Below are 26,211 nucleotides of genomic sequence, written 5' to 3' on the forward strand. Positions count from 1 at the left end.
CGAGTGACCGCTAGCATCGAAATCAAGGTCACTTGTGTGACCTAACGCACTGTCGTCGCCGCTGGGCTGTACGGCAGGCTGTCAGCATAGCAGACATGCACGAAGGAGAGCGACCATGACGCCATCCGCCGCGGCTACTGCCGTCCAGAACCCGCCCATTCAGCCGATCGACCTCGGCGCCCTCAAGATGCGCCAGCAGGGCGCCTGGTCGTCCGGCGACTATGCCGTGGTCGGCACCACCCTGCAAATCGTCGGTGAAAACCTGTGCGAGGCCCTCGATCTCCGCTCCGGGCAAAAGGTGCTCGATGTGGCCGCCGGCAACGGCAATGCCAGCCTTGCCGCGGCACGGCGCTGGGCCGACGTCACCTCGACGGATTATGTCGGCGCGCTGCTCGAACGCGGGCGCGAGCGCGCCGAGGCCGAGCGGCTGACGATTGGCTTCCGCGAGGCCGATGCCGAGAACCTGCCCTTTGCCGATGGCAGCTTCGATGTCGTGCTCTCGACCTTCGGCGTGATGTTCACGCCCGACCAGGACAAGGCCGCGGCCGAGCTGATGCGCGTCTGCCGACGCGGCGGCAAGATCGGGCTTGCCAACTGGACGCCCGAGGGCTTCATCGGCCAGCTCTTCAAGACGATCGGCAGCCATGTTCCGCCGCCGGCCGGGGCGCGCTCGCCGGCGCTCTGGGGGACGCGAGCGCGGCTGGAGGAATTCTTCCGCGGGCAGGGCGCTATCGAGACGACGATGCGCCAGTTCGTCTTCCGCTACCGCTCGTCCGAGCATTGGCTCGAGATCTTCAGGACCTATTACGGCCCGGTGCTGAAGGCCTTCGCGGCGCTCCAGCCCCAGGCGCAGGAGGTGCTCGAGGGCGATCTCATCAAGCTGATGACCCGCTTCAACCGCTCGGGAGACGGCACGCTGGTGGTGCCAAGCGATTATCTCGAAGTGGTCGTCACCAAGCGGTGACGCAGCCTTCTATCACGCAAAAGGGCCGCAGCGATGCTGCGGCCCTCGTCATGTATCGGGAAGTTGGGCTCACTCGCCCTTGTTGACCGAGATCGGCTTCAGAACATTGCTCGGCTGGACGTATTTGGCGACGATCGCGTCATAGGTGCCATTGGCCTGCAGGCGCTCCAGCGCGCCCTTGACCGCATCGCGGAGCTGGTTGCCCTCGGGCGTCTTCGCGAACGGGATGCCGGTCAGCGAGCGGGTGAAGGGCTCGCCGAGCGGGATATAGGTGTTCGGCTCGAGCTTCTGGAAATGGGTCATGGTCTCGCTGCCCTGGACGCCGCCCTGGAGGCGCTGCGTCTTGAGCTGGGTGCGGGCGTCGACCGAGCCCTCGGTGCCGACGACATTGATCGCGGGCTTGCCCTTGGCGACGCAATTGGCCTGGCTCCACTCGCCGATCTGCTGCGGCCAGTTGGTCGAGCGGCTGGCGCCGACGCTCTTGCCGCAGAGATCCTCCGGCGTCTTCACCTGGCCGGCAAAGGCGGTGACCGTGTAGAACTGCGCGCCCGAGACCATGTAGTCGACGAAATCGACGGTCTCGCGCCGGGCCGGCAGGTCGCTCATGCCGGCCATGACCATATCGACGCGGCCGGTCTGGAGCGAGGGCAGCATCTGGGCGAAGGCGGTCTCCTGCCACTCGACCTTGACGCCGAGCTCCTTGGCGATCGCCTCGCCGAGCTCCACGTCGAAGCCCATCATCGTGTTGGTGGCCGGGTCCTTGTAGACGATCGGCGCATAGTTCGGCTGGGTCGCGACGACGATCTTGCCGGCGGTCTTGATGCGCTCGGGCAGCGCCTGGGCGTTGGCGGCGAGCGCCGTGCCGGCGAGCAGCGCGGTCGCGAGAATGGTGCGGATCATGAGTTTTCTCCTCTTCAACTCACTGGATTACTTCAGAACGGCGGCGATGAAATCACGCGTGCGGGCCTGGCTCGGCTTGACCAGGACCTCGCCCGGCGCGCCGCGCTCGACGATCTCGCCCTTGTCCATGAAGACGACGTCGCTCGCGACCTCGCGGGCGAAACCGAGCTCATGGGTGACGACGATCATCGTCATGCCGGTGGCGGCGAGATCGCGCATGACATTGAGCACCTCGCCGACCAGCTCCGGGTCGAGCGCCGAGGTCGGCTCGTCGAAAAGCATCAGCTTCGGCTTCATCGCCAGGGCGCGGGCGATGGCGATGCGCTGCTGCTGGCCGCCGGAGAGCTCGATCGGATAGGAATCGCGCTTCTCGGCAAGGCCGACCCGTTCCAACAGGGCCATGCCTTCGGCGACGATCTCGCGCCGCGGCCGCTTCAGCACCGTCAGCGGGCCCTCGATGATGTTCTGCAGCACGGTCATGTGGCTGAACAGGTTGAAACGCTGGAAGACCATGCCGGTGGTCAGGCGCTGGCGCGCGACCTCGGCATCGCTCAGCTCGTGCAGTTCGTCGCCGACGCGGCGATAGCCGATCAGCTCGCCATCGACCCAGATCGCGCCCTTGTCGATCTTCTCGAGCTGGTTGATGCAGCGCAGCAGCGTCGACTTGCCGGAGCCGGAGGGGCCGATGATGCATTGCACGGCGCCGGCGGGGATGGTCAGCGAGACATTGTTCAGTGCCTTCAGGCTGCCGAACTGCTTGGTGACGTCGACCGCGACGACGATGCAGGCCTGGGAAACGGTGCTCATGCGCCGGTCTCCTCGGCGATCTTGGGCTTCGAGCGGCGCTCGCCCCTGCCCTTCGAGAAGAAGCGCTCGAGGAAGAACTGGCCGATCTGGAGCAGGGTGACGACGATCAGGTACCAGCCGGCCGCGACGATCAGCAATTCGATGACACGGGCATTGGCGTAGTAGATCGTCTGCGCGTTGCGCAGGATCTCGGAATACTGGATCACGCTGGCGATGGAGGTCAGCTTGACCATGCTGATCACCTCGTTGCCCACCGGCGGGATGATGACCCGCATCGCCTGCGGCAGCACGATCCGGCGCAGCGTCGTCAGACGTGTCATGCCGATCGACTTGGCGGCTTCGGTCTGGCCGATATCGACCGAGAGGATGCCGCCACGGACGACTTCGGCGGTGTAGGCGCCTTGATTCATGCCGAGGCCGAGCAAGGTCGCCATGAACGGGCCGATGACGTCGATCGTGCGCCATTCGACGATGCCGGGGATGCCGATGGTCGGGAAGACCAGCGCCAGATTGAACCAGAGCAGCAATTGCAGCAGCAGCGGAGTGCCGCGGAAGAACCAGATGTAGAACAGCGCGACGCCGCGCAGCACCGGGTTCGGCGACATGTACATGATGGCGAAGACGACACCGAGGATGATGCCGAGCGCCATGGCGCAGACGGTCATGATCACCGTGTTGACAAGGCCGCTCAGAATGGCCGGCGCGGTGAAGAACTGCGCCACGACCGGCCAGGCGATCTGGCCCTGCGCGAAGGCCTTCACCACCCAGGCGAGCGCAAGCAGGATCAGCGCAGCCGCGACCCAGCGCCCGTAGAAGCGCTTGGGCACGATGCGCAGGCCGGCGATGCCGGCGAGATCGCGGCCGACGGGAGCCCCGGTCACGGCGCTCATGGCCGCCCCTCCCCGGTCCAGGCCTTGAAGCCGGCGAGCCAGAGGTTGAAGCGCTCGATCTGCTCGGCGACGCGCTTCGGTGCGGTACCGCCAAAGCCGCTACGGGCGGCCACCGCGGCATCGAGCGTGAGGCACGTCTTGACGCCCTCGTCCAGGCGCGGATCGACCGCACGCAGCTCGACAGGATCGATCGTCTCCAAGTCGCGCCCCATCTCCTCGCAATAGCGAACGAGCGCACCGGTGATCTCGTGCGCCTCGGCGAAGGGCACGCCCTTGCGGGCGAGATAGTCGGCGACTTCGGTCGCGAGCGCAAAGCCCGAGCCGGCCTGGGCCCGCATCACCGCGGGATGGGCTTCCATCGTGGCGATCAGCCCGGCGAAGGCGGGCAGCACCTCGGACAGGACATCGACCGCATCGAAAGCGGCGCGCTTGTCCTCGGCGAGGTCGCGGTTATAGGCGAGCGGCAAGCCCTTGAGCGCGCCGAGCATGGTGACGAGATCGCCGGTCAGCCGCGCCGCGCGGCCGCGCGAGATCTCGGCAATGTCGGGGTTCTTCTTCTGCGGCATGATCGACGAGCCGGTGGCGAAGCCGTCGTCGAGCGTGACCCAACCGAACTGCCGCGACGTCCAGAGCGTGACCTCCTCGGCGAGCCGCGACAAGTCAGTCAGCAGCATCGCGGCAACGAAGAGGAATTCGGCGACATGGTCGCGGGCGCCGACGGCATCGACCGAGTTCTCGAAGGGACCGTCATAGCCGAGCGCCGCGGCGCTCTGCTCCGGCGTCAGCGCGATGGCCGAGCCTGCGAGCGCGGCCGCGCCGAGCGGCGACTGGCCCGAGCGCTTCTCCCAGTCCTGCAAACGGCTGGCATCGCGCGCGAGCACCTGGCCATGGGCCATCAGCCAATGCCCGAAGGTCACCGGCTGAGCGCTCTGCAAATGGGTGAAGCCGGGGCAGACCGAGCCAGCATGCGCCTGCGACTGCGCCGCGATCGCGTCCAGCAGTTCGGCGAGCATGGCGCCGAGCTCGCGCGCTTGCTGGCGCAGGTAGAGTTTGAGATTGTTGGCGGCCTGGTCGTTACGCGAGCGCCCGGCCCGGAGCTTGGCGCCGGTCGCGCCGATGCGTGCAGTCAGCACGCGCTCGACGAAAGTGTGGATGTCCTCGTCATCGGCGCTGGGCAGGAGCGTGCCGGCGGCGACCTCGGCCGCGATAGCATCGAGCGCGGCGACGATCGTGTTCATCTCCGCCTCGGAGAGCAGCCCGGTGCGCCGAAGCTCTGCGGCATGGGCCTTGCCGCCGGCAATGTCCTGCGGCGCGAGGCGGGCATGGGCGCCGGCCGCGCTGGAAAGGCGCATCATCCGCGGATCCGGCGGCTTGCGGAAGCGGCCGCCCCAAAGCCTGGTGCTGTGATTGTTCATTGGCCTGTCCCTCTTGACGGAAACTACTGCCTCTTGACCGGCGAGCCAGCAAACGAAACGATCTCCGCAGGGTAGTCGAAAAAGGAATAGCTATTTGGCCGGCAGCCGCCTCCCGCCATCGACCACGGCGCTCAGGGTCTTCCTCGCCGTCGCCGAGTACGGCTCGACGGCACGGGCGGCGATCGCAGTGAACCTGACGCAGAGCGCGGTCTCCAAGCAGATCCAGACGCTGGAGGAGCATCTGGCGACGGCCCTGTTCGAGCGCGGGCCCTCGGGCCTGAGGCTGACCGAGGCCGGGCTCATCTACCGGCCCTATGCCGACGCGGCGATCGAGCAGATGGAGCGTGGCGCGCGGCGCCTGGCCGAGCGGGCGGCGCTGGGCCGGCCGATCCGCCTGCATATGCTCGCCATCGTCGGCGAGCGCTGGCTGATGGAGCGCTTCCCGGTCTTCGCCCAGGCGCATCCCGGGATCGACGTGCAGTTCACCAATTTCGTCTCGGAGAACGAGACCGAGGATCCTGATATCGACATCGTTCACGGCACCGGCCCCTGGCCGGAGCGCGAGGCGCATTACCTGTTCGGGCGGCAGGTGGCGCTCGTCGCCGCGCCTTCGCTGCTGGACCGCATGGGCGGGTTCGCGCGTCCCGCTGATATCCAGAAGATGACGCTGCTCCAGCATTTCCAGATGCCGGCCTATTGGGCCGAATTCACCGAGACGCATGGGCTGCGTGGCGCAGTGCCGGCCCATACGGTGCGCTACGGCTATTACTCGGTGATCATTCGCGCCGCGGTGGCGGGGCTCGGCGTCGCCCTGGCGCCGCGCTGCTTCGTGGCGGAGGAACTCGCCTCGGGCGCGCTGGTCAATCCGCTCGGCCTCGGCTTCGAGAGCGCGGCCGGCTGCTGGCTGACACTGAAGGCGGCAAGGGAGAGCCAGCCCGGCTTCGACGAGCTGGTCGCCTGGCTGCGCGAGGAAGCAGGGCTGTTCGAGGCGACGACGCGCGGCTGAGGCGCCCGGCATCGGCCGGAAAGCGAAGCGGCGCTATCGGCGCCGCCCGTCGGCCCGTTGCGTGCGGCCCGTTGCGTGCCGGCAAAATATATCTCGAAATCCCGCGCCCCGTTTATAGATTGCGCCCCTCAATGTGGCATAAATCGGACTTACTTCCAATTTTGAAATAATTAACACGCACGTGTTCGACAATATAGAACTTAATCTTCTTGCATGATCCATAATTGAATTGTTGACATCGAAGCGAGTAGATTCTTTAAATTGGCACGCCTGTCGAATTCAATTTTGTGATTATCTGGCGTACAAATGGAAGCCATCTTGAAAGAGTCCCCCTCCGCGACGATTCATCGGCTCCCGCGGCGCAATCGCTACGTGGTCGCCTCGACCCGCGACCGGGGCGCTCTCGAAGGCTCGCCACTTGGCGACCTGCTCGTATTCGTCGATCCGGCGTCGGACGTGAGCTGGCTGCGCAGTACGTTTCCGCTCGTCGGCGTCGCCGCTTCCGAAGCGGGCGGCGATGACCTGCGGGCCGCGCTCAAGCGGCTCGGCAAGGTCAAGTCGCTGCCGGATATTCCGATCATCCGACTGCAGGATGCGGCGCTCGCCACGGAGGCCGCGCTCGTGGCGCAGGTGGTCGAGGGCGGTCTCGGCCGGCTGTCGCGCCATATGGCGAATGTCAGCACCGAGCTGGCGATGCTGCGGCGCGAGCGGGAGACGCTCTTCGAGAACTATCGTGCGCTCGAAAACGCCTTCCATGCACGCAATTGGGACACGGTCTCGGAGGTGTTCTGCCACGAGCCGTCGATCGATCCGAAGGACCAGGGGCTCGGCGCCCTGCTGCGCCAGTCGGAGATCGAGCAGCTTTTCCCGGTCTCGAGCTATGCCGTATCCGGATTCGCCCTGCATTTTCGCGATCCGCCTGTGGGGGAGGCCGGGCAGATCATCGTCACGCTCGACTATGTCGAGAGTGGCGAGGGAATCGCGGAATGGCTCGTTCCCTATGGCAGCGTCACCCCGGGCTGGAATTTCTTCTCACTGCCCAAGGCCTGCGACGGCAGCCACCGCACGCTGCGGCTGAAGATTTCCGCCAGCGGCGGCATGCCGCCGGAACTTTCGCTCGGCCATGTCATCGCCAATGAGCGCTACGCCGCCCGGGCCCGGGTCCAGCATGCCGATCTCGACATGCGGCCGCTGGCCTTCCGGGTCTTCACCGGGCTTCCGGGGGTGCGCCCGACGGCCCTGCCGAACGTCTTCGTGCCGTCGGCGCTGATCTCCGGGCGCAAGGTCGAGGATTACCGGCTGCCGGTCGAGTTGCTGCGCTCCGTCGCCAATGTCTCCCTGAGCACGATCGAGCCGGGCTTTCCGACGGTCCGCTTCCTGGAGCTCGAGGACGCGATCGTCTGCCATCCGCTCAGCGAGGGCATCACCGCCGGCGCCGTCCGCCGGGTGGTGGCGCCGGGCACGGCTCGGATCTCGGCGCGCGCCGTGATCGACCATCCCGAAGGCAAGCCCGGCGCAGTCGGGCTGATGCTCGCCCCGCTCTCGTCCAACATCAAAGGCGAGATCGCGGCCCTCGCCGGCGGCGGCGCAGCGCCGAGCACCGCGTTCTTCAGTGGGTGGACGGAGATCACCGCCGCGCATCCGGTGGATATCAACTTCATGCTGGAGACGCCGGCGGCGCGCACCATGGATCTCGTCGTGCTGAGCAAGGCGACCAGCAATTCGGTCGATTTCGCCTGGCTCAAGGTCTTCAATTTCCGGCTGGTCAAATATCTGGAAACCCGCCCGGCCCGGGAGCGCGCCGATGCGTGAGGCGCCGCAGCAGGACCTGATCGCCATCGCCATGCCGCTCTACGGCCATGCGGCGCTGGTGCTCGAGGCGCTCGAATCCGCGCTGGCCTCGGTGACGGATTGCCGGCTGGCGATCGTGGTCTCGGTCGATGGCGACCCGCGCCACGAGGTCTTCGACCAGCTCGTGTTCCAGGCGGCGGCGCATCCCGAAATCCGCGTGATCTTCGCCGAGAATGCCGGTCCGGGCGGCGCCCGCAACCGCGCCATCGACTACATCCTCGAGGAATTGCCCGAGGCCAAGGCGGTCTATTTCCTCGACGCCGATAATCGCGTCCTGCCGCATACGATCGAGACGCTCTACCGCCGGCTCCAGACCAGCGGCGCGGGCTGGGTCTACACCAATATCGACACGTTCTCGGTGAACTGGCGTGCGCATTACGGCAACCGCTATTCCCGGCTGATCCACTGCATCAGCGACAATATCTGCGACACCGGCTCGATGATCTCGATCGACGTCTTCCGGCGCGGGGTGCGGTTCGACGACGATCGCCAGAACGGCTTCGAGGATTGGGAATTCTGGCTCTCGGCCATCGAGGCCGGCTTCGTCGGCGAGCCCTGCCATGACGCCGCCTTCGAGTACCGCCTGCGCGCCGAGGGGCGCTTCAAGGAAGCCAATCGCGAGCGCTCGACCTCGGTCAGCTTCCTGCGCCGGCAGCACAAGGCGCTGTTCCGCCGGCCGACCCTGGTCGGCTTCGAGCATCAGGAGGCGCCGCGCTACGCACTGATCCGCACCGGCGAAGGCGCGCTCGACATCTTCACCGACCCGACGCAGCCGGCCGGCGCGATGGCGATCGACGATGCGGTCCGCGCCTTCTGGGGCAGCGTCGGCGAGCCGGACAATTTCCATTTTCCGCCCTTCCTCGCGGCCTGCAACAGCGAGACGCTGAAGCTGCTCGCCCGCTCGCGCCTGCTGCCGAATATCCTCTGCCATCTCGAGAAGCTGGCGGAGAAAGCCAATGTCGTCTTCGTCGAACTCGGCAACGTCGAATCCGAGCGGCGCATCGACTGGGAAGTCCTGCCCTCCGGCGCCCGGCCGGGCGCGGCCGATCTCGCCTTCGTCTCGACCGGGCTGATCCGCAACGTCATCGAGAACAGCGCCATCGACTGGTTCTCCTCGATCGGCGGCGAGCAGGCCTGGCCGACGACGGCGCGCCTCAAGGTCCGCTTCCCGTTCCCGAAGGCGCGCCAACGCCGCTCGCTGGTCAGGCCCGAGCAGGCGCTGCTCAACCTGGTCAGCGCGATCGCGACGAGCCCGCTGAGAAAGACGGCCGCGACGCGCTGGACCTGGCGGCCGCGCCGGCTGCCGAGCCTGTCCGAGCTCTACAAGGTGCTGCGGACCGAGCTTGGCGGCGCGCCGGTGCTGCCGCTCGCGCATAACGCCGCGAAGCGCCGAACGGCTGCCGTGCTGGTTCCGAACGCCTCCTTCGGCGGGGCCGAGAAGGTCGCCTATGCGGCCGGGCGCGAGCTCAAGCGGGACGGGTTCGAGACCCATCTCTTCGTGCTTGGCGCCGGCCGCATGGATGTGCTCGACGAGTTCGATCAGTCCTTCGACTACGTGCATTTCTGGAAGGACGGCATCCCGGCCTGGGGCGAAACCAATCATTTCCTCGGGCAGGATTTCATCACCGAGGAGCATCCGCTCGACTGGGCCGGCCTCAGGGGGCTGCTCTCGGGCTTCGACCTGATCGTCAACAACCATGTCATGGCGGCGCATCCGCTGATGGCGAAGTTCCGCTCGGAAGGCACGCGCACCGCCTGCTATCTTCATGTCGTCGATGAGACGGCGCTGAGGAGGCCGGCCGGGCAGCCCTATGCCGCGATCGCCTTCGAGCATTCCTACGACGCCTTCCTGACCTGCTCGGAGCAGCTCAAGAGCTATCTGCACAGTTTCGGCGTCCCCTTCGGCAAGATCTTCGCCGTGCCCAACGGCCCGGGCTTCTCGATCGATGCCAAGATGCAGGCGCAGGTCACCGAGGCCCGCAAGGCCGGGCGCGCGGAAGGGCCGCTGCGCCTGCTCTATATGGGCCGGCTCGACCGGCAAAAGGGCATCGACCGGCTGCATTCCACGCTCGGCCAGCTCAAGGAGCGCGGCATCGCCTATGAGGCGCGGGCCGTCGGTGGCGAAATCCTGTCCGACGATCCAAGCTCGTCCTGGATGGCGCGACTGCGCAATATCGGCGTCCAGGTCTCGCCGCCGGTCTTCGCCGCCAAGGACATCGCCGCCCATCTCGCCTGGGCCGATATCCTGGTGATGCCGTCGCGCTGGGAAGGGGCGCCGCTGATGATCGCCGAGGCGCAGCAGCTCGGCTGCGTGCCGATGGCGACTGCGGTCGGCGCGGTCGACGAACTGGTCATCCCCAGCCAGGACGGCATCCTGATCGGCAACGCCACCGACGCTCAGATCGTCGCCGAGATGGTACGGGCGATCGCTGCGCTGGCGCGCGATCGCGCCGCACTGACCCGGCTCGCCGAGGGCTCGCTGGCAACGGCGGCACAGCGCTCCTGGAGCGCCTCCTTCGCCGATTTCATCGCCTGGAACCGTGGCGTCGCACCGGCAGCCGCGATCCTGAGCAACGCGGCTACGGCCGCTCCAGAACGGGATGGGACCACGGCCGAGGCCGGGCTCTCCGTCCGCGCCGTCGCGTGACGATCATCGGAAGGTCCTGAACCATGGCCCCCAGAATCCTGCTAACCGGCATACCCAGCCATTTCACCCGCCTGATCCAGCGGGCGGAGGGCGCCAATGTCTTCTATTCGGAGACCCCGCAGCAACCCGAGAGCAAGGAGGCCTTCCTCCGCGAGCTCAAGAATATCAGCAATACCGGCAACTACCTGATCGGCGAAGGCGCGCTGCGGGCGCTCTCGCCGAACGCGACCCATATCCCGTTCTGGCACCTCTGGAACGCCGTCAACAACGGCACCGGCCTCGACACGATCAACGACCGCTTCGACATCTGCGTCTTCACCTGCGCCAACCTGCTGCGCAAGGGCCTCTCGGCCGATGCCGAGGCGCTCGTCCTGTCCAAGCTCGACATGCCAGTGGTGATGCTGGGTATCGGCATCCAGAACCGGCCCGATCTCGAGCAGTCGCTGCCGGAAGGCACGCAGCGCCTGCTGCAGGTGCTGAAGCAGAAGGAGCATTATTTCCTGACGCGCGGCGAAGAGACGGCCTCCTATCTGCGCGACCAGGGCTTCTCCTTCGTCAGGCCGGTCGGCTGCCCGTCGATCTATTTCATGCCGGCCAATGTCCGGCGCGCGCTTCGCCGGCTGCCGGACGTCAAGGTCGGCGAGGGCCGCACCGTCTTCACCGGCTATATGGGGGCGGCGCTCGACACGATCGGCGACATGAACGCGCTCTCCTCCGATGACGGGCGCTCCTCCTATGTCATCCAGGACGAGCTCCTGCATTTCGACATGCAGGTCGAGCCGGATGGCGACGGCCGGGTCTACGATTCCGCTTCAGGCGAAGTGATCGGCGATCTCGCCTTCAAGGGCTCGGAGGAGCTGAAGAAGAAGGTCAAGGTCCATACCTTCTTCGACACCAACCAGTGGCGGGCCTGGACCGCCTCGATGGACTTCGCCTTCGGCCGGCGCTTTCACGGCAACATCATTGCGCTCCAGGCCGGCGTGCCGAGCCTGATCGTCGCCGTCGACGACCGCATGCGCGAGATGCTGAATTTCTCGGGACTGCCCAAGGTCGAAGCCGCCGACTTCAACAGCGCCAATGATCGCGCGGCCTTCGTCGCCGATCACCTGGCGGCGATGAATATCCCGCAGGTCATCGAGACCTATTCCGACCGCGAGCGCAATTTCCGGTCGGTGCTGAACGAAATCGGCATCGCCTGATGCCGTGTTTGACGAACCAGGGCTAAGGGCAGACTGACATGCGGGTTATGGTCACGGGCATCCCATCCTATCTGATGCGGACTGTCGAAAGCGTAACCGGGGCGACGGTGAAGCATCGCCCCTATTTCGAGCCGGTGCGGACGAAGAAAGACCTGATCGACCAGGTCAAGAAGATAGCCAATACCGGGAATTACCTGATCGGCGAGGGCGCGGCCAACAGCGTGCGCGGCCATGACGTCACCTATGTCCCGTTCTGGCATCTGGCGAACGCCCTCAACTCGCCGGAAACCTACGAGAAGCTGAACCAGAGCTTCGATCTCTGCCTGTTCGCCTCGGCCAACCTGCTGCGTCCGGGCTATGCGGCTGTGACCGAGTCCTTCGTCTTCGAGCGGCTCGACATGCCGGTCGTGGTCATGGGCATCGGCATCCAGAAGAAAGAGAACCTCAAGGACACGCTGCCGGAGGGCACGCGCCGCTTCCTCAACGTGCTCAAGAAGAAGGAGAGCTTCTTCCTGACGCGCGGTCATTTCACGGCCGATTTCCTCAAGGCCGAAGGCCTGAAATATGTCCGCCCGACCGGCTGTCCCTCGCTCTATTACGAGCCGACGGGGATGAAGCGCTCGCTCAGCCACCTCGCCGATCCCGATCTCGCCGATTCCCAGAAGATCGCCTTCGGCGGCTATCTCGGCAGCGTGCCGGACACGATCGTCGATGCCCATGCCCTGCTGCGGCAGGACAGCGTCGCGAGCTATGTGATCCAGGACGAGATCACCGTCTACAACATGAACATCACCACCGATGAGGGCGAGGAGGCCTATGACCAGGCCTCCAGCAAGATCACGGCGAAGATGGAGTACAAGCACGCGGAGAAATGGCAGCGGAACTGCGATTTCCTCGCCTTCTTCGACACGCATAAATGGCGCAGCTGGGTCTCCGGACAGGATTTCTGCTTCGGCCGCCGCTTCCACGGCTCGATCATCGGCATGCAGGCCGGCGTGCCGGCGCTGATGATCGCGGTCGATGATCGCATGCGCGAGATGCTCGACTTCGTCGGCTTCCCCTATATCGAGGCCTCGATCTGGAACCGCGAGGCCAAGAAGAAGGCCTATCTCCAGGACTATCTCTCCAAGATCGACGTCCCGGCGGCGATCCATCGCTATTCCGCCTGCGAGGAGAATTTCAACGCCGCGCTCAAGGATATCGGGATCCGATGATGGGAGGCTTCGCGAGCAGGGCCTCGGGATGGAGATGGCGTTTCAGGCGGCCGGCTTTTTTGCGCCGCCTGATGCCGCTCGTCGCGGCGTCGTTTCTCGCAGCCGGCGCCTTCGCGGCGACCTCCGTTGCGACGGCGCAGGCGCAGTTCGGCGTCAACCGGGTCAATCTCGCCTGGCTCGATGCCGGAGCCCGCGAAAAGGTTCTGGACCAGATCGCGCAGAGCGGCACCAAGCTGGTGCGGCTCTCGATCAGCGTTCCGATCGATGCCAGCATCGATGCGGTCAAGGTCGCGCATCAGAAGGGCCTCGCCATCCTGCTCGAGGTCTCGCTCAACAACCCGGCCTTCTACCCTGAGGGAACCGAGAAGCGCTCCGGCCGCGGCCGGATCTGGGACACGTACCGGCTCTCCGACGTCTCGCCGGATCAATATCGGACGGTGATCGGCGATGTCCTGCAGCGGATCGACCGGCTCGGCGTCCCGCTCGTCGCCGTCGAACCCGGCAACGAGATCAACTGGGGTCCCTATAACGGCGATCTCGACATCAAGGCGCAGGAAAAGACCCGCACAGCCCGCTCGTTGGCCGATATCGGCGATGTCGCTGCCGTCGAGCGCGGTGCGGCGAAATATGTGCAGTTGCTTCAGGTGACGCGGCAGGAGCTGGCGAAGACGAAGCTGAGCAGCCACGCCAAGCTCGTCTCGGCCGGGCTCTCCGACATTCCGCCGGAGCATGCCGACCGGCGCGGCGTCGACAGCATCGACCCGGCAAGCTTCACCGCGCTGCTGCGCAAGCACGGACTCGACAAGGCGGCGGATGCCTATGGCATCCATATCTATCCGGGCGGCGACGGCTCGCCGACGGCACGCGCTGAGCATGTCGACCAGGCGCTCTCGATCTGTCAGGCGCGGCCGGACGAGGGCAAGCCGTGCTGGATCACCGAATGGGGCTTCGCCAATACCGCCAAGACCTGCCCGGCCGATGACAGCCGGCGCGAACGCCTGGTCAAGGCGACGCGCGAGCGCTTCGCCGAGCTGATGCGGGCCGGTCGGATCGGGGCCGCCTTCTATTTCGACTGGGATGCCTCGACCTATGGCGTCTGGCGCTGTGGCGAGCTCTCTCCCGCCGGCCGCGCGGCGGTGACGCCATGAAGCTGAAGACCCTGATCATCGGCGGCTCCAACACCGTGATGCAGCCCGGCTATCTCTCCGCGCTGCTCGCGAGCATGGCGCGGCGCGGCATTGAGCTCGATATCGTCGCGGATCTCGCCGTCGGTGGCACGACCAGCGCCTTCGGCCTCTACCAGCTCAAGATCCGCGAGCAGGAGCTCGCCGAATGCGACCTGCTTCTGATCGAATATGCGCTGAACGATTTCTTCGTCTATGGCGACGAGCGCCGGCCGTTCCGGCATTGGGCGAGGTTCTATGAGGGCATCATCCGCTTCGCCCGCGAGCGCAATCCGAAGCTGCGCATCGCCACGATCATCTTCGGCCAGCGCAACGGCCCGTTCCTGACCTCGGTCCCCTCGATCGACGCCGGCATCAACTACATCTCGCATTGCTACGGCACGATCTGCGTCGATGTCTCGCGAATGCTGATGCAGCGGCTCGGGCGCGATGTCGTCGGCCACCCAACCTTCTATTCCGACCAGGGCCATTATGCCCGGCCGGTGACGACAACGATCGTCGCCAACATGATCGCTGACGAGCTGGAGCCGGCGCTCGCCACGCCGCCGCGTCCCGCGGCGCTGCCGCCGGCCATCGACCCGGAACACTTTGCCGGCGCCCGCGCGCTCGACGGCACCTGGCTGGCCAAGCGCCTCGGGCGCCCCATCGTGGACTATGCCAACCGTCGCTTTTCCATCGCGGCCGTCGATCTCGGCCGGGACCGGCTGCGCTTCGACGTCGAGAAGGGCATGCTGCTCGCGCTGAACTATGTCTGCGAGCCGCGCACGCCGCCGCTCGATATCCAGCTCGGGGACGACATGCAGCGTGCGGCGCTGCTCAAGGGCGGGGTGCGCGACGGCATCTACAAGTTCCTGGTCTCGATGCTCAGCTTCGAGTTCCTGTACGGACCAACCCTGCTCGACATGCAGCAGACCCGGGCGCTGACCCTGTCGAGCGGGATCTCCGCGGCCGAGCACAAGCAGCACGTGCCGAAAGACAGCATCCGGCATGAGAGCTTGCCGGCCGAGCCGGTGCTGCCGATCGCCGGCATTCTCTTTACCGGCAATCTCAAGACCTGCGCCATCGAGAAGGCGGCCGAGCCCCCTGCCCTGCCGGCAGAGCTGCCTGCCGAAGCCGCGCCCGCACTCATCGCGCAGAGCGCCTGATCCGCTTTCAGCCCATGCGCCGATCGGTTCACGGAAACGTGCGCCGATCCACGCCCGATAGCCGCCCCCCGGCCGAGAAACCTCGGTGCGCCACGCTTGCGAAAGCCGACCGGCGGACTATGTCTGGGTCGAAGGGGTCGTTTCGCGGAGGTCCACATGCTCCACGGGAGACTAAGACAGTTCCACTGCCAATCGGTCGAGAAAGCGCGCGAGGCGGGCATTCCGGCCTATTTCCTCGATGAGTTCGACGGCGTTCTGCGTGTCCTTCCGGATGGAAGGAAGGAGCGCATCGTCATCAGCGAGGGCAGGCCAATCGTTCATACGATCGGCCATATTCAGGTCCAGCCTCAGCAGATCAGCCTGAGCTGACACCCTCATAAAAATACAATGATCAAGCCGCCGGCGGCTCGTCTGGTCTGGCTCGGACCAGATACGCAGCCGCCGCGGCGCTCATCAGAGCGAGGCAGAACCAGGTCAGCGCATAGACGAGATGCGTGTTGCGGAAGATGACCTGGGTCATCCCGCCCTGCGGCAGCGGGCCGGGCTCGGAGGCAGCATCGGCATCGACGAAATAGGGCGCGACCTCGCCGAGGCCGCGCTCCTGCGCGATCGCGGCGACGTCGCGTGAGTACCAGCGCCCCGCCGCGGGATCGTTGGCGCGCAGGAAGCCGCCGCCCGGCTTACTCAGCCGCAGCAGCCCGACCACGCGCGTCTCGTCGCCAGCCGCCTTGCGCCGCTCATCGGGACCGCGGCGCACGTCCGGCACGAAACCGCGATTGACGAGGACCGTGAAGCCCGCCTCGGTCCGGAACGGCGCCAACACCCAGAAGCCCGGGCCGCGCTCGGTCACCGCCATGGCCAGCGTCTCCGGCGCGTCGAGATAGCGTCCCTGCATGGCGACGCGACGATATTCGTCGTCGCCGGCACTGACGCCCTGCCAGTCGGCCGGCCCCGGCGCGGCGGCGGGCGGCGCATGAATGCGCGCGTCGACCCGCGCGATCAGATCGAGCTTCCAGGCCCGTCGCTGAACCTGCCAGAGGCCGAGGCTGGTGAAGACCAGGACGAGCAGGCAGGTCAGCGCGAGGAAGGCGTATCGCCCCGCGCCCGAGCGGCGCCGCGCCGGCGCCTGCGGCAGCGTCACGGCCTGCCCTCACATCCGATGCATGTCCGGCATCATGTTGGCGTTGAGGTGGTACATCACCCAGAGCGAACCGGAGAGCGCGATCACCACGATGATGATGGTGAAGATCAGCGCCATCATCGACCAGCCGCCCTCGGCGCGGCCGTTCATGTGCAGGAAATAGATCATGTGCACGACGATCTGGACGGCGGCGAACCCCATGATGACGAGCGCCGTCAGCGTCGAGTTGCCGAGCACATCGGCCATCACCAGCCAGAACGGGATCGCGGTCAGGATGACCGAGAGCACGAAGCCGGTGACATAGCCGCGCAGGCTGCCATGGGGCGCCTCGTGGGCGTCATGGTCCGTGGCGTGGCTCTCGCCGTGATGGCCCTGGGCGTGATGGCCTTGGGCGTGATCCTGGCTTCCGCTCATTTCAGCACGCCCATCAGGTAGACGAAGGTGAAGACGCCGATCCAGACGACGTCGAGGAAGTGCCAGAACATGCTCAGGCACATCAGCCGGCGGCGGTTGGCCTCGATCAGCCCGCGCCGGGAGACCTGGACCATCAGCACGGTCAGCCAGAGCAGGCCGAAGCTGACATGCAGCCCGTGGGTGCCGACCAGGGTGAAGAAGGAGGAGAGGAAGGCGCTGCGCTGCGGCGTCGCGCCCTCGTGGATCAGGTGCGAGAACTCGTAGAGCTCGATCCCGATGAAGGCGAGGCCGAACAGGCCGGTGACCACGAGCCAGCCCTGCACCGCCGCCTGGCGACCCTTGTCCATCGCCAGCATGGCGAAGCCATAGGTGATCGAGGAAATCAGCAACATGGTGGTATTGACCGCCACCAGCCTGAGATCGAAGAGGTCGGCGCCGGACGGGCCGGCGGCGTAGTTGCGGCCGAGCACCCCGAATGTCGCGAACAGCACCGCGAAGACGAGGCAGTCGCTCATCAGGTAGATCCAGAAGCCGAGCATGGTCGAGCCGCCGGAGTGCTCGTGCTCGTCTTCCTTGACGTAGAACACCGGAGCGCCGTTGGCGGCCTGGGCCTGTGCTGTCGCGGTCTCCATCGTCATGCCTCAAGCCCGCCCGAGAAGGTCGCTGCGCGCATCCTCTTCGCGCAGGACGGTGTCGGCCGAGATGTGAAAATCGCGGTCGTAGTTGAAGCTATGGATGATCACGCTGGCCACGGCGGCGACGAAGGACAGGGCCGCGAGCCACCAGATGTACCAGATCAGCGCGAAGCCGCAGAGCGTGGCGAACCCGGCGATGATCACGCCGGCGCCGGTGTTCCGGGGCATATGGATCGGCCTGAACCCGGTCAGGGGCCGCTGATAGCCGCGCTTCTTCATGTCCGCCCAGGAATCATGATCGTGGATCACGGGCGTGAAGGCGAAATTATAATCCGGCGGCGGCGAGGAGGTCGACCATTCCAGCGTGCGCCCGTCCCAGGGGTCGCCGGTCGTGTCGCGCAGCTGCTCCCGGCGCATGATGCTCACCGCGATCTGCACGAGGAAGCAGAGGATGCCGAGCAGGATCAGCACGGCGCCGATCGCGGCGACGACGAACCAGATCTGCAGCGAGGGATCCTCGAAGCGGTTGAGCCGGCGCGTCACGCCCATCAGGCCGAGCACGTAGAGCGGCATGAAGGCGACGTAGAAACCGACTACCCAGAACCAGAAGGAGAGATGGCCCCAGAACGGATCGAGCTTGAAGCCGAAGGCCTTCGGGAACCAGTAGGCGATGCCGGCGAAGACGCCGAAGACCACGCCGCCGATGATGACATTGTGGAAATGCGCCACCAGGAACAGGCTGTTATGCAGCACGAAATCGGCCGGCGGCACCGCCAGCATGACGCCGGTCATGCCGCCGATGACGAAGGTCAGCATGAACGCGACGAGCCACATCATCGGCAGCTCGAAGCGGATGCGGCCGCGATACATCGTGAACAGCCAGTTGAAGATCTTCGCGCCCGTCGGGATCGAGATGATCATCGTCGTGATGCCGAAGAAGGAATTCACGCTGGCGCCCGAGCCCATCGTGAAGAAATGGTGCAGCCAGACAAGATAGGACAGGATGGTGATGACCACCGTCGCATAGACCATCGAGCCGTAGCCGAAGAGGCGCTTGCCGCAGAAGGTCGAGGCCACCTCCGAATAGATGCCGAAGGCCGGCAGGATCAGGATGTAGACCTCCGGATGGCCCCAGATCCAGATCAGGTTCACGTACATCATCGGGTTGCCGCCGAGATCGTTCGTGAAGAAGTTCATGCCGACATAACGGTCGAGCGCCAGCAGCGCGAGCGTCGCCGCCAGGATCGGGAAGGTCGCGACGATGAGGATGTTGGTGCAGAGCGCAGTCCAGGTGAAGACCGGCATCTTCATCAGGTCCATGCCGGGCGCCCGCATCTTGACGATGGTCGCGACGAGGTTGACGCCGGACAGGGTCGTGCCGATGCCCGCGACCTGCAGCCCCCATAGGTAATAGTCGACGCCGACCCCGGGCGAGTAGGCGGCCCCGGAGAGCGGCGGATAGGCGAGCCAGCCCGTCCTGGCGAATTCGCCGACGAAGAGCGAGGTCATCACCAGGACGGCGCCGCCGACCGTCATCCAGAAGCTGAAATTGTTGAGGAAGGGGAAGGAGACGTCGCGCGCGCCGATCTGCAAGGGCACGACGAAATTCATCAGCCCGGTGACGAAGGGCATCGCCACGAAAAAGATCATGATCACGCCATGGGCGGTGAAGATCTGGTCGTAATGGTGCGGCGGCAGATAGCCGTCGCTGCCGGCGAAGGCGATCGCCTGCTGGCCACGCATCATCAGCGCGTCGGCGAAACCGCGCAGCAGCATGACCACGCCGAGGATCATGTACATGATCCCGATCTTCTTGTGGTCGACGCTCGTGAACCACTCATGCCAGAGATAGCCCCAGGCCTTCAGCCAGGTGACGAGCGCGAGCAGCGCGATGCCGCCGAGCGCCACGACGATGAAGGTGACGACCAGGATCGGCTCGTGCAGCGGCAGCGCCTCGAGCGTGAAGCGGCCGAAGACCAGTTTCCACCAGTCGGGATAGGAGGTCATGGGGTCCTCGTCTCGCTAGCTCAGTCGGCGAGGCGGGCGGTCGCGCCCGCCGTGCCGTAGACATCGGTCGGCGTGCAGATCGCCGTCACGAAGGGGCGCGGCGGCAGCGGCTGGCCGCCCCGGCGCTGGTTCCCGTCGTCGCCCAGCGTCATGACGGTCGCGATGCCCTCCTTGCCACCGCCCCCCTTGGCGTCCATCGCCATCATGTCGCGCGTGCACATCCTGGCGCGGTCGACGCATCGATTGAGCACGGCCTCGAAGAGATCCGGCGCCACATCGCGGAACTGCCTGATGGGCTCGCGCTCGCTCGGCTTCTCCAGCGTGAGATAATCTTCACGCTGGAGCGGCCCGCCCTTCTCGCGCGCAGCCCGGGTCCAGTCCTCGAAGCGCTGGCTATCGACGCCGTGGAAGCGGAAGCGCATGTCGGAGAAGCCGGCGCCGCTATAATTCGCGGAAAAACCCTCATAGTCGCCGGCATGGTTGATCACGGCGTTGAGCTTGGTCTGCATGCCTGGCATCGCATAGATCTGGCCAGCGAGCGCGGGGATGAAGAGCGAGTTCATCACCGAGGAGGCGGTGATGCGGAACTCGATGGGCCGGTCGACCGGCGCCACGACCTCGTTGAGCGAGGCGATGCCCTGCTCGGGATACATGAAGAGCCATTTCCAATCGAGCGCCACGACCTGGATGACCAGCGGCTTCGGCAGGGGCGCGACATCGCCCGTCTTCACGACCAGGGCGGGCTTCGCCGCGCTGATCCGGCCCAATGGCCGGTAGGGATCGAGCAAATGAGTGCCCATCCAGGTGATCGCGCCGATGACGATGATGATCAGCAGCGGCACCGACCAGATCACCACCTCGAGCGGCAGGGAATGGTGCCAGTCGGGATCATAGGTCGCCCTGGCCGAGGCGCGGTAGCGCCAGGCGAAGAACACGGTCAGCGCCATCACCGGGATGATGATGATCAGCATGAGCGCCGTGGAGGCAAACAGGATATTTCTCTGCTGCAATGCAACATCGCCGGATGGCGACAATAGCACCATCTGGCAACCGCCGAGCAGGGCAAATAGCGGAAGAGCCGCTAGAAATCGACCAATTCGCAAGAGACTCGAGACCTCCCTGCTCCGGGAACGCCCTTCTCTATCGCCATCCTTTCGCACCGCACATAAGACAATCTGTCCCATTGCGGCGGTTTGACGGGTGGCTTCTATCCACCGTATCCATTTGTATCAGGTGCGGGCAAGACCGGTGCTGTCCGGGGGACCCCGCCAACGAGGAATTCCCGGTCATGAGCGCTGACGCAGCGAGCCATTCATCGGGTCACCTGACGGACGAGCAGGGGCGCGACCATGTCTCGCCCGGCGAGATCGCCATCGGCGTCATCATCGGGCGCACCTCGGAATATTTCGACTTCTTCGTCTTCGGCCTCGGCTGCGTCCTGGTCTTTCCCGAGCTGGTCTTTCCCTTCACCGACCGGCTGACCGCGACGCTCTACGCCTTCGCCATCTTCGCGCTCGCCTTCGTCACGCGCCCGATCGGCACCGTGCTGTTCATGGCGATCGACCGCCATTACGGCCGGGCGACCAAGCTGACGGTCGCGCTCTTCATGCTCGGCGGCTCGACGGCTGCGATCGCCTTCCTGCCGGGCTATGAGACGATCGGCATCTGGTCGGCGATCATCCTGATCATCTTCCGCCTCTTGCAGGGCGGCGCGCTCGGCGGCGCCTGGGACGGCCTGTCATCCCTGCTCGCGCTCAATGCGCCGGAGAACCGGCGCGGCTGGTTCGCGATGCTGCCGCAGCTCGGGGCGCCGCTCGGCTTCATCCTCGCCGCCGGCCTCTTCGCCTATTTCGAGGGCGCGCTGTCGAAGGAGGATTTCCTCAGCTGGGGCTGGCGCTATCCCTTCTTCGTGGCGCTGACGATCAATGTCGTGGCGCTGTTCGCGCGGCTGCGCATGGTTGCGACCCATGAATTCGCCGAGCTGATGGACACACGCGAGCTCATGCCCAGCCCGGTCTTCGAGCTGATCCGTGCCCATGGCAGCACGCTCATCCTCGGCGCCTTCGTGCCGCTGGCGAGCTTTGCGCTCTTCCACCTCGTCACGATTTTCCCGGTGAGCTGGATCAATCTCTTCACCGAGCGCTCGGTCTCGGAATTCCTGATGGTGCAGGCCGCAGGCGGCGTGGTCGGCGCCGGCGCGATCGTCACCTCCGGCCTGATCGCCGACCAGATCGGCCGTCGCAACACATTGCTGCTCTCGGGCGCGATGATCGGCCTGTTCAGCCTGTCGAGCATCATCGCCCCGCTGCTCTTCGGCGACAGCCTGGCCGGACAGACGATCTACGTCATCATCGGCTTCGGCCTGCTCGGCCTCTCCTACGGGCAAACTGCCGGCGCCGTGGCCTCGAGCTTCGGCACGCAATATCGCTATACCGGCGCGGCGCTGACATCCGACCTCGCCTGGCTGCTGGGAGCCGGCTTCGCGCCATTGGTGGCGCTGACCGTCTCGAGCAAATTCGGCCTCGCCTGGGTCGGCGTCTACCTGCTCTCGGGCGCGCTCTGCACGCTCGCGGCGCTGGCGATCGATCGGCGGCTACAGGCACGCTACGGCTGAGCCGAGGGCATAGAGCATTTTCAAGCGAAGTGGGCACCGGTTCGCCTACGGAAAATGCGTCAAGCCAAACAGATAAAGCGCTTCCGCGATTCTGAGAATCGCAGAAGCGCTCTGGCATTTGCGGGAGCTGTCACTCGACCGTGATCCCGCGCCGCCCCAAAGAAGCCGGGTGACATGACCGTAAAAAGCCCCGTCAGCCGGAACTGACGGGGCCAAGGACATCGTGGTGTAATCGCAAGAGCTGCGCGGAAAACGTGCGTGGCACGGCTTGGTTCCAAACAACAGGCCCGCCGCCAGTTTTCGAGAGCGGTGCGCCCGGCACAGTCCCGCAACAAGCCGAATTTGGGTAGCCGTGTTAGCGAATTGCTCATCACGCTTCATCCGGCCGATTGCAGCTTCAGCGTGTGCGTGCTGGCGTGGCGCGATGGTGGAGGACTGCCATGGCGAAGCGAGGTTTGGTTGCCGACCCGGAGGAGCTGGATCGGATCACAGCGGCGTTTCGAGAAGCATGGGGAGCCGTGCAACCCGGATTGTTCGGCGCCATGCGCGAGCGGGCTCATCGGGAATGGCTGGCCATGATCATTCTGGGCCTGCGCGCATCCGGGCACACCGAGAACCTGAGCGCGCTCGCCAGCGAGCAGTTCATCGCGACGGCGCCAGCCGTTGCCACGGATGGCCCGAAGCCGTGACCGGCGGGTAGATATTGGGCTGCGCGAATCCGAACCCGTCCGCTTCCCCTCCCGTCAGCTCCCCCGCTCGGTGTTGAGCATGGGCGGGGGCTGCAGCTCGGGAATATTCGTCAGTTCATCGGGCAGAGGCGCGCTCGAGCATTTCAGGTGCAGATCCCGATTGAATTGCTTGCGGCGCACATTCTGCTGATTGGTCACGTTGACGGTTGCCAGGGCGCTGGACGGGCTCAGCAACCCGATCATGGCGGATGACTTCAGCCGCTCGGTTTCCTCCGCCTCGTAGCCGCCGGCCTTCTGCCGAGCCTCTCGACAAGCAGCGCTTTGCCATTTGCGATCGGAGTGACTGAGAGAACTGGCGTAGCTCGCGGGCTGCGTCGTGCATCCCACGCAAATCAATCCCATCACAGCGATCGCGACTTGGGTTTTCATGAACCAGCCCTTCGGATCAGCGGCCCCCGATCGCAGGCCGGACGAGGCAGGAAACTCACGTGCTGCGTGTGCAGTTCCAGCAGCGCCGATGATAGCATTGTAAGCATGACGCGATAGTCTTCGATGGCACAGTTGGCGTCCTCGCCTTCTCGGCTACAGTGCCCTGCCTTGCGGGACATGTCCGTTAATCCCGGTTCGGCCGAATCTCCTCCAGCGAGGCGTGCCATGGCCCTGAGCGGCGATCAGTCGAAGTTGCTCCACGAGGCTCTTGTTTCGGCATTCACCTACGACGAGCTCCAACGACTCACTTGGTTCAACTTGAACGTGATGCTCCCGGTGGTCGTCGCGAACGGCCCGGTTGATAGGGTCGTCTACGACCTCATCAAATATGCGGAACAATACGGAATCATCGAGGACCTGGTTCGCGCCGCATCCGAAAGCCGTCCGCGCAATCCGCTTATCAAGAAGGCCGCGAGCCTGATTCTAGCGCCCGGCGGCTCAGTTGAAGAGTAGCGTCAGCTGGAGCATTTCCGCGCTTCTCCGAGTCGATCAATCGCCACTTGCGGGCCGTTCCTGCGCGACGGCCATCCAGGCCTTTCCTACCGTGGTCAGGTAGGCAATGGGCACCGCGGTCGAATGATCGAAGATCCCCGGCGTCGCAAGAAGCGTCATGTGACGGCGCAGCCAGTCCGGAGCAAGGTCCCAGGCTCTCGGAACGACGCCCAATTCAGTCAGTTGTTGCGCGAGAGGAATTGCGTTTCGACGCGCCTCGATGGCGATCCGGAGAAAGCCTATCACGACGTCCGGGCCCGGCGCACGCGCTGACCTAAATCCCCCATTCAGCAGGACCAGGGTGAGGACGGATGGAGCTTGCGGGCTGGAGTTCCTGACGGCCTCGACCCACCATGCCGACCGATCAGCGGGCAAAATTCCACTCAACTCCAGACCGGACTTTTGAGCTTCCTCGATCGTGAAGAAGGCTGGGCCGCTGTCGAGCAGATATTGGATCGCGGGCCAGAGTTGATCTTCGGGAGGCACTTCCGATTGTCTCTGCCCCAACCATCCGCTTAGTCGGCGAAGGATTTCGGCCTCGCGATCCAGATCGGTTTGCCTGAGTGCCGGCAAGAAAAAAGGGTCGAAGCGCAAAAGCGGGTCATTACCTGCCCAGGCCTGCATGAATCCGTGCTCGGCAAGGGCATGAAACAGTCGCTCACTCTCGGACGCACTGAGCCCCGTAAGGACTTCGGCCAATTCAGCCGGGACTGCCATGCCGTCGAAGAGAAGCAGCGTCTGAATTTCGTCGTCGACCGATTTGCCGAATGTCTTGGCAATCATGGAATCGGCGAGGTCCGCGAAGCCGTTCAGCGCGCCATTCAGGATCGCTTGATGCGCCCGGGTCGTTCCCCTTTTTGAAAGGACCGCCTGCAATTTCTTGTAGGCTGCCAGTGCCTCTTCGTTTTGCCCCACGCTTTGCAGCGCATGAGCGTATTGGAGCGTCGCCAGGGCCAGGACCTCAACCTGCTCGGCGTCCCCCTCTACAGCTGCAATCGCAAATGGATCGGCGTTGAACGAGCCTTGCGAATTCTCGCCCCCAATAGTCAGAATGGAGTTCCAAAGAGGGATGGCTTTCTCTGCTTTTCCTGCGCGCTGGTAACTGAGAGCGAGGAAAGCGAGCGCATCCACCCAGGGGCGGTTTGCCGAGAACGCAAAGCCGCGCTCATTCAATGAAACTCTGTAAGTCCACTCGAAGGATCCCGGCACGAAACGGATCGCGCTCTCGAAGAACCGAACTGCAGCTTCGTAATCCCTGCTATTGAAGCGCTGCATTCCAGAAATCCATGCCACCAGGAAATCCACATGTCCCAGGAGGCGGCCACTGGTGAGCGTGGAGAGGCTTTGGATGCTGGAAATGCCTGTCGTTCCATCGGGCTGAGCCGCGGACGGGAAGGTTACCCGCCCGGCGCTTGCCCAACGAAGCTCGAACTCGACGGCATTCGTCAGGTCGTAGAGATCCCCCCAGATGACGATGTCCGCTCCGAACCGCTGGCCGAGCTTCAATACACCGGCCAGGTCGGCCGGCGCTTCGTCATCGCTGCTTGTGACTTCAACCTCCATCCCCTGCCCCTCGGCAAACCGGGCGAGGTGCTTTTCCAGGGTGCGTTCGAGACGCAGCTCCCTCTCGGTCGCCATCAACCGATCAAAGCGAAGAAGCAGCACATGCAGTGCAGACCGATTATCGCCACCTGGAACCTCGATTGGCACCGAGAACAGATCGGCGATTTGGGCGATATCGCTGCGCCGCCCGGCGCGGGCATTGCCGAGGGCCGAGAGAAATTCGGATAAGGTACCTCGAGACTGGAGCCAGAGAATGATGTCAAAAACGACATCCCTCAAGGATTTATCCCAATTGATGTCCGCGTTCGCCCGTTCGCCGAATGTTGCACCCCAGATCTTGCGAAGGTCCCGGGGATGCTGAAACAGATCAAGGAACAAACCCTCGAGCAGACGAGCGCGTTGAGCGGTGCGCGTCATGTCGCGGGCTCTCCAAGTGACCGGGCCGGAGCGTGACTAAGCCGGAGCCAGCGGTCGATCGCTGGCACTGTGAGCTTCGCAGCTCGAGCCGCCGCACTCCAGCATAACCCGAGTGGAACAGCATCATCATCTCGATAAATTGATCCCGGCGCTCGACGGCCGGCACCATGTCTTGATCTGGTCCGCCGCCATAGGCTGAGCGGCTTCACGCTCGATCAGCAATGCGGCTGAGCCCGAGCCGCCCCTGATCAACGATCAACGGCCGGAGTTTGTCGAGAGTGTCCGCGCAAGCACGGCAATCGCCAAACGATGCCGCCCGCTTAGCCGATGTGACCGGGATGACATTCCAAGCCATTGGAAACAATGGCGCGCCCGACACGATTCGAACGTGTGACCTTTGCCTTCGGAGGGCAACGCTCTATCCAGCTGAGCTACGGGCGCTAACCGTGGAAGGTGGATAGCTGATTGCCGCTGCTTCGGCAACGAGGGATTTGCGACGGAGCAAACGTCCGAAACACCACCTTTGAT

The 26,211-nt window shown here is 65.0% G+C and carries 23 protein-coding genes and 1 tRNA gene; 12 read left to right on the forward strand and 12 right to left on the reverse strand.

Features of this window, described 5'->3' with window-relative positions:
• The first annotated feature begins 115 nt into the window (after positions 1-115).
• Positions 116-964, forward strand: coding sequence for a class I SAM-dependent methyltransferase (locus EV560_RS06945; RefSeq protein ID WP_131855008.1), 849 nt, complete (start codon positions 116-118; stop codon positions 962-964).
• A gap of 69 nt (positions 965-1,033) precedes the next feature.
• On the opposite strand, the gene EV560_RS06950 is transcribed toward EV560_RS06945, so the two are convergent.
• The 4 genes from EV560_RS06950 to argH are packed head-to-tail and all read right to left on the reverse strand — an operon-like array spanning position 1,034 to position 4,976.
• Positions 1,034-1,864: an ABC transporter substrate-binding protein gene (locus EV560_RS06950; RefSeq protein WP_131855009.1), complete on the reverse strand. Its 831-nt coding sequence runs from the start codon at positions 1,862-1,864 to the stop codon at positions 1,034-1,036.
• A 27-nt stretch (positions 1,865-1,891) separates the two neighbouring features.
• A complete protein-coding gene (locus EV560_RS06955) occupies positions 1,892-2,671 on the reverse strand; it encodes an amino acid ABC transporter ATP-binding protein (protein ID WP_131855010.1) in 780 nt (259 codons plus the stop codon).
• Positions 2,668-3,561, reverse strand: a complete 894-nt coding sequence (locus tag EV560_RS06960) for an amino acid ABC transporter permease (protein WP_131855011.1) — start codon at positions 3,559-3,561, stop codon at positions 2,668-2,670. Before EV560_RS06960 ends, EV560_RS06955 begins: the two co-directional genes overlap by 4 nt.
• On the reverse strand, positions 3,558-4,976 hold the full coding sequence (gene argH / locus EV560_RS06965; RefSeq protein ID WP_131855012.1) for an argininosuccinate lyase: 1,419 nt from the start codon (positions 4,974-4,976) through the stop codon (positions 3,558-3,560). Before argH ends, EV560_RS06960 begins: the two co-directional genes overlap by 4 nt.
• A gap of 94 nt (positions 4,977-5,070) precedes the next feature.
• Here argH and EV560_RS06970 point away from each other — a divergent pair, with 94 nt between their 5' ends.
• The 8 genes from EV560_RS06970 to EV560_RS07005 all read left to right on the forward strand — a co-directional run bounded on the left by EV560_RS06970 (position 5,071) and on the right by EV560_RS07005 (position 15,591).
• The gene (locus EV560_RS06970; RefSeq protein WP_131855013.1) at positions 5,071-5,982 is read left to right on the forward strand and encodes a LysR substrate-binding domain-containing protein; all 912 of its coding nucleotides are present in this window, start codon (positions 5,071-5,073) and stop codon (positions 5,980-5,982) included.
• Between the two features lie 306 nt (positions 5,983-6,288).
• Positions 6,289-7,794 carry a DUF6212 domain-containing protein gene (locus EV560_RS06975; RefSeq protein WP_131855014.1) on the forward strand — a complete coding sequence of 502 codons (1,506 nt, stop codon included), beginning with the start codon at positions 6,289-6,291 and terminating at the stop codon, positions 7,792-7,794.
• Complete coding sequence (locus tag EV560_RS06980; RefSeq protein ID WP_131855015.1) at positions 7,787-10,480, forward strand: glycosyltransferase; 2,694 nt, start codon at positions 7,787-7,789, stop codon at positions 10,478-10,480. The genes EV560_RS06975 and EV560_RS06980 overlap by 8 nt, the downstream gene beginning before the upstream one ends.
• A 23-nt stretch (positions 10,481-10,503) precedes the next feature.
• Complete coding sequence (locus tag EV560_RS06985) at positions 10,504-11,679, forward strand: polysaccharide pyruvyl transferase family protein (protein ID WP_131855016.1); 1,176 nt, start codon at positions 10,504-10,506, stop codon at positions 11,677-11,679.
• 38 nt (positions 11,680-11,717) lie between these two features.
• On the forward strand, positions 11,718-12,893 hold the full coding sequence (locus EV560_RS06990) for a polysaccharide pyruvyl transferase family protein (RefSeq protein ID WP_131855017.1): 1,176 nt from the start codon (positions 11,718-11,720) through the stop codon (positions 12,891-12,893).
• Between the two features lie 71 nt (positions 12,894-12,964).
• Entirely contained in the window at positions 12,965-14,041 is a 1,077-nt protein-coding gene (locus EV560_RS06995; RefSeq protein ID WP_131855018.1) for a glycoside hydrolase, read from the forward strand.
• On the forward strand, positions 14,038-15,222 hold the full coding sequence (locus tag EV560_RS07000; protein ID WP_248311928.1) for an SGNH/GDSL hydrolase family protein: 1,185 nt from the start codon (positions 14,038-14,040) through the stop codon (positions 15,220-15,222). Before EV560_RS06995 ends, EV560_RS07000 begins: the two co-directional genes overlap by 4 nt.
• A gap of 156 nt (positions 15,223-15,378) precedes the next feature.
• Positions 15,379-15,591 (forward strand): hypothetical protein, encoded by a 213-nt coding sequence (locus EV560_RS07005; RefSeq protein ID WP_131855019.1) that lies wholly within the window; start codon positions 15,379-15,381, stop codon positions 15,589-15,591.
• 22 nt (positions 15,592-15,613) lie between these two features.
• Here EV560_RS07005 and EV560_RS07010 read toward each other — a convergent pair whose 3' ends face one another.
• From EV560_RS07010 to cyoA, 5 genes are read right to left on the reverse strand one after another with little or no spacing between them, the layout of a single operon-like run.
• Positions 15,614-16,363, reverse strand: a complete 750-nt coding sequence (locus EV560_RS07010; protein ID WP_465246980.1) for an SURF1 family protein — start codon at positions 16,361-16,363, stop codon at positions 15,614-15,616.
• A gap of 9 nt (positions 16,364-16,372) precedes the next feature.
• Positions 16,373-16,777: a cytochrome o ubiquinol oxidase subunit IV gene (gene cyoD, locus EV560_RS07015; protein WP_131855020.1), complete on the reverse strand. Its 405-nt coding sequence runs from the start codon at positions 16,775-16,777 to the stop codon at positions 16,373-16,375.
• A complete protein-coding gene (cyoC, locus tag EV560_RS07020; protein WP_465246992.1) occupies positions 16,774-17,409 on the reverse strand; it encodes a cytochrome o ubiquinol oxidase subunit III in 636 nt (211 codons plus the stop codon). The genes cyoD and cyoC overlap by 4 nt, the downstream gene beginning before the upstream one ends.
• 9 nt (positions 17,410-17,418) lie before the next feature.
• Complete coding sequence (gene cyoB, locus EV560_RS07025) at positions 17,419-19,419, reverse strand: cytochrome o ubiquinol oxidase subunit I (protein ID WP_131855022.1); 2,001 nt, start codon at positions 19,417-19,419, stop codon at positions 17,419-17,421.
• A 20-nt stretch (positions 19,420-19,439) separates the two neighbouring features.
• Positions 19,440-20,579 (reverse strand): ubiquinol oxidase subunit II, encoded by a 1,140-nt coding sequence (gene cyoA / locus EV560_RS07030; RefSeq protein ID WP_465246993.1) that lies wholly within the window; start codon positions 20,577-20,579, stop codon positions 19,440-19,442.
• Positions 20,580-20,707: 128 nt separating this feature from the next.
• Between cyoA and EV560_RS07035 the strand changes: the two genes are divergently transcribed.
• Together EV560_RS07035 and EV560_RS07040 are read left to right on the forward strand one after the other, a co-directional pair.
• Positions 20,708-22,033 carry an MFS transporter gene (locus EV560_RS07035; RefSeq protein ID WP_131855024.1) on the forward strand — a complete coding sequence of 442 codons (1,326 nt, stop codon included), beginning with the start codon at positions 20,708-20,710 and terminating at the stop codon, positions 22,031-22,033.
• Positions 22,034-22,473: 440 nt separating this feature from the next.
• Positions 22,474-22,722 carry a hypothetical protein gene (locus EV560_RS07040; protein ID WP_131855025.1) on the forward strand — a complete coding sequence of 83 codons (249 nt, stop codon included), beginning with the start codon at positions 22,474-22,476 and terminating at the stop codon, positions 22,720-22,722.
• A gap of 54 nt (positions 22,723-22,776) precedes the next feature.
• Here the strand turns inward: EV560_RS07040 and EV560_RS07045 are convergent, their stop codons facing one another.
• The gene (locus EV560_RS07045; protein WP_131855026.1) at positions 22,777-23,151 is read right to left on the reverse strand and encodes a hypothetical protein; all 375 of its coding nucleotides are present in this window, start codon (positions 23,149-23,151) and stop codon (positions 22,777-22,779) included.
• A gap of 225 nt (positions 23,152-23,376) precedes the next feature.
• On the opposite strand from EV560_RS07045, the gene EV560_RS07050 reads away from it, so the two are divergent.
• Positions 23,377-23,664, forward strand: coding sequence for an effector-associated domain EAD1-containing protein (locus EV560_RS07050; protein ID WP_131855027.1), 288 nt, complete (start codon positions 23,377-23,379; stop codon positions 23,662-23,664).
• 36 nt (positions 23,665-23,700) lie between these two features.
• On the opposite strand, the gene EV560_RS07055 is transcribed toward EV560_RS07050, so the two are convergent.
• Together EV560_RS07055 and EV560_RS07060 are read right to left on the reverse strand one after the other, a co-directional pair.
• Positions 23,701-25,683 carry a hypothetical protein gene (locus EV560_RS07055; RefSeq protein ID WP_131855028.1) on the reverse strand — a complete coding sequence of 661 codons (1,983 nt, stop codon included), beginning with the start codon at positions 25,681-25,683 and terminating at the stop codon, positions 23,701-23,703.
• 364 nt (positions 25,684-26,047) lie between these two features.
• A tRNA-Arg gene (locus EV560_RS07060) sits at positions 26,048-26,124 on the reverse strand.
• Positions 26,125-26,211: the final 87 nt, after the last annotated feature.

Source organism: Allobosea sp. BK604, from assembly GCF_004341515.1.
Taxonomy (GTDB): Bacteria; Pseudomonadota; Alphaproteobacteria; order Rhizobiales; family Beijerinckiaceae; genus Allobosea.